The organism is Paenibacillus sp. OT2-17, assembly GCF_009827695.1.
Lineage (GTDB): Bacteria > Bacillota > Bacilli > Paenibacillales > Paenibacillaceae > Paenibacillus > Paenibacillus polymyxa_B.
In genome coordinates this window covers 1-3,704 of sequence record NZ_WUDQ01000368.1, presented here as the reverse complement: position 1 = coordinate 3,704, position 3,704 = coordinate 1, and the positions used below count along the sequence as shown (strand labels likewise).

The 3,704-nt window shown below is 48.9% G+C and carries 3 protein-coding genes; all 3 read left to right on the top strand.

All coding sequences use genetic code 11. The features are described from left to right. On the top strand, nt 1–537 hold a 537-nt coding region (locus GRP75_RS21350), incomplete at its 5' end, for a PASTA domain-containing protein (protein ID WP_160790298.1). 81 nt (nt 538–618) lie between these two features. Beyond that, entirely contained in the window at nt 619–2,535 is a 1,917-nt protein-coding gene (locus tag GRP75_RS21345) for a stage V sporulation protein D (protein ID WP_160790297.1), read from the top strand. 55 nt (nt 2,536–2,590) lie between these two features. Beyond that, nucleotides 2,591–3,704, top strand: a 1,114-nt coding sequence (locus GRP75_RS21340) for a UDP-N-acetylmuramoyl-L-alanyl-D-glutamate--2,6-diaminopimelate ligase (RefSeq protein WP_160790296.1), incomplete at its 3' end; no start/stop codon positions are given.

Sequence of the window (3,704 nt, the reverse complement as noted above, 5' to 3'; positions counted from 1 at the left end):
CAGGTGAAGAAAGATGCGCAAAATGCATTGCTCAAACAGGGAATTGCCTATGAAACGGTAGGCAAAGGCTCCAAAATTGTTCGCCAATATCCTGAAGCAGGCGTCAAAATGAAACCCGGACAACGCATTTACTTGCTGACTGAGGATAGTGCCAACATGACTATTCCTGATTTTACAGGTGTTTCGTTGCGTGACACACTTCAAGTTCTGACCCTTATGAAGGTTGGTGTGCAGGTAAGCGGCGAAGGTTATGTTGTCTCTCAAAAGGCGCAAATGGTAAATGGAAAGCGGATCGTCAGCGTGACGCTTCAGCCGGCCAAAGAAACGGTGACCGGAGTGAAACCGGAGGAAACACAGGACTCGACCAATGGAGTTGCAGCTAACCAGACCGGCAGCGCAACAAAAACGGAGGTCGATACTAAAACCGAATCCAGTACTACTGCTGATGCTGGAACAGACGCGGGAGCTCCTAAGGGAGGAATATCTGCTGTTGCAGATGAGAAAAGTGCTGCTGCGATTAAAGGCGAGGATAACTGATAGCTTGTTCTAATGTCCGTTCTTTTGAATATTCATGAGGTAAGACATGTCATGAGTATTTGAGGAACGGAGGGAGCGCGTTTGAAAAAATCTAACGTGACCATGCGGCGGAGGCTGGTATGGGGGCTAATGGGATTATTTGTACTGTTTGCGGCCTTGTCGATCCGGCTCGCCTATGTTCAATTGGGTAAAGGAGGCGAGCTCTCGGCCAAGGCTGAGGATTCGTGGCGCCGCAATATTCCATTTGCCGCCAAGCGCGGCGAAATTTTGGATCGGCAGGGTACGGCGCTGACCTACAATGTCAGTTCGCCGACAGTCATGGCGATACCAGTGCAAATTAAGAAGCCGGAAGAAACGGCACGCAGGCTGGCGCCCTTGCTGGATATGAGTGAGGATAAAGTGCTCAAGCTGATTACCAAACGAACAGCAAGCCAAAAACTTCAGCCCGGCGGACGAAAAATTACGATGGAGAAAGCGCAGCAAATTCGTGATTTGAAGCTGCCGGGTATCGTTGTTGCTGAAGACAACAAACGTTATTATCCTTATGGTGATCTAGCGGCTCATATTCTTGGGTTTACAGGAATTGATAATCAAGGGCTGACAGGCGTAGAGAAGCAGCAAAACAGTAAGCTTCGGGGAATCGACGGAAGCATTGCGTATTTATCAGATGCAGGTGGTCGTCTGATGCCTGGTTCTTCTGAAAAATACATTGAACCGAAGGATGGACTGAATTTACAATTAACCATTGATAAGTCTGTGCAGTCCATTATGGAACGGGAGCTTGACCAAGCCATGGTCAAATTTCAGGCGAAGTCCGCGTTGTCTATTGCTATGAACCCCAAGACGGGTGAAATATTAGGCATGGCTGGACGACCAAGCTATGAGCCAGCACTATACAAGCAGTATGCGCCTGAAATCTATAATCGAAATCTGCCTATCTGGATGACATATGAACCTGGGTCTACTTTCAAAATTATTACACTGGCGGCTGCCTTGGAAGAAAAGAAGGTCAATCTCAAAAATGACCGTTTTTTTGATCCGGGATATATTGAAGTCGGTGGAGCACGCCTGCGTTGCTGGAAGAAAGGCGGACATGGAAGCCAAACGTTCCTTCAAGTGGTGGAGAATTCTTGCAACCCCGGTTTTGTAACATTGGGGCAGCGGTTAGGTAAAGAAACACTTTTCAAGTACATTCGGAATTTCGGCTTCGGCAGCAAAACGGGAATCGACATGATTGGTGAGGGCAACGGCATTTTGTTCAAGCTACCTCAGGTCGGTCCTGTAGAACTGGCGACAACCGCTTTTGGTCAAGGGGTGTCTGTCACTCCGATCCAGCAGGTAACGGCAGTATCGGCGGCAATCAATGGCGGTATTCTTTATAAGCCTCACATTACAAAAGGTTGGGTTCAGCCGGGAACCGGAAAAGTGCTGGAAAAAGTAGAACCAGAACTGGTACGTAGGGTCATTTCAGAGGATACCTCCCGACAGGTAAGAGAAGCGCTGGAGAGCGTCGTTGCTAAAGGTACAGGTCGTCCTGCTTTTATTGAAGGCTACCGGGTAGGAGGTAAAACGGGGACGGCACAAAAGGTGATTAACGGACGTTATTCTTCCTCGGAGCATATTGTATCCTTTATTGGTTTTGCGCCGGCGGATGATCCGCAAATCGTCGTCTATACCGCTGTCGATAACCCGAAGGGCATTCAATTCGGCGGGGTGGTTGCTGCGCCAATCGTGCAAAATATTTTAAAGGACGCGCTGATTGCCTTGAAAATACCGCCTCGCACCAATCAAATTGCCAAAGAGTACAAGTATGGAGAAAATCCGATCGAAACGGTACCTGATCTGGTAGGTGCTACTGCAGCTGATTTGTACGAAGATATGAATATGAACTTTATGCTCGTGAAATCTGGGTCAGGCAAGACGGTCGTGAGTCAGGCGCCGAAGCCGGGCTCCAGATTGGAGCGGGGATCAACGATCCGTATTTACATGGGGGATTGATAGGTTCATTTTATACCATACTATGAATAACGAGAGAGCAATGGAGGAATGAAAGATGCAGCTTCAACAATTGGCTTCACTGCTGGCCGTCTCCCGTGTGGTGGGTGACGGTACAGTGGATTGCCGAGGAATCGGGGCGGATTCACGTCGAGTGCAACAGGGGGATTTATTTCTGTGTTTGCCAGGTTTTACAGTGGACGGACATGACTATGCTGAGCAGGCAATTGCGTCCGGGGCGGCAGCTTTGGTCGTTGAACGTGAACTGGATGTACCTGTTCCGCAGCTTGTAGTTAAGGATGCACGACATGCCATGGCGGTTTTGGCAGATTATATGTTTGATTCACCGAGCCGACGCATGCGCATGATCGGCATAACCGGAACCAACGGTAAAACAACGATAACTTATCTGATTGAAAAGATCATGAAGGATGCGGGGGTGAACACCGGACTGATTGGTACGATTCAAATGCGTTACGGTGGTCAGTCTTACCCAATGTCTGGCACTACGCCCGAAGCGGTGGAACTGCAACGTTATCTCGGAAATATGGCAGAGCAGGGGGTTCAATGCTGTGTCATGGAAGTATCCTCACATGCGTTGGAGCAGGGCCGCGTCAAAGGAACTGATTTTCGCACCGCTATATTTACAAACCTGACGCAGGACCACCTGGACTACCACAACACAATGGAGGAGTACCGTGCTGCAAAAGGACTTTTATTCTCTAGGTTGGGAAATGCTTTCTCGCGGGATGCATCAGATAGCAAATATGCTGTTCTGAATGCAGACGATCCGGCTTCTTCCTATTTGCAGGCTCAAACTGCGGCCCAAGTGATTACATACGGCGTGGAAAAGGAGTCTGATGTGCAGGCATCTCGTATCACAATAGGTTCCAAGGGAACCTCCTTTCATGTGTCTACTTTTAAAGGAGATACCGATATTGAGCTTCGAATGGTAGGCAAGTTCAATGTGTACAACGCACTGGCGGCCATTACCGCTGCTTTGCTGGAAGGAATCTCGCTGGTGGATATCAAGCGCAGTCTAGAGTCTATCGCAGGCGTAGATGGGCGGGTAGAGCCTGTAGATGCGGGTCAGCCCTTTGCTGTTATTGTAGATTATGCCCATACACCGGACGGATTGGAAAATGTCCTTCGCACCGTAAAGGAATTTGCGG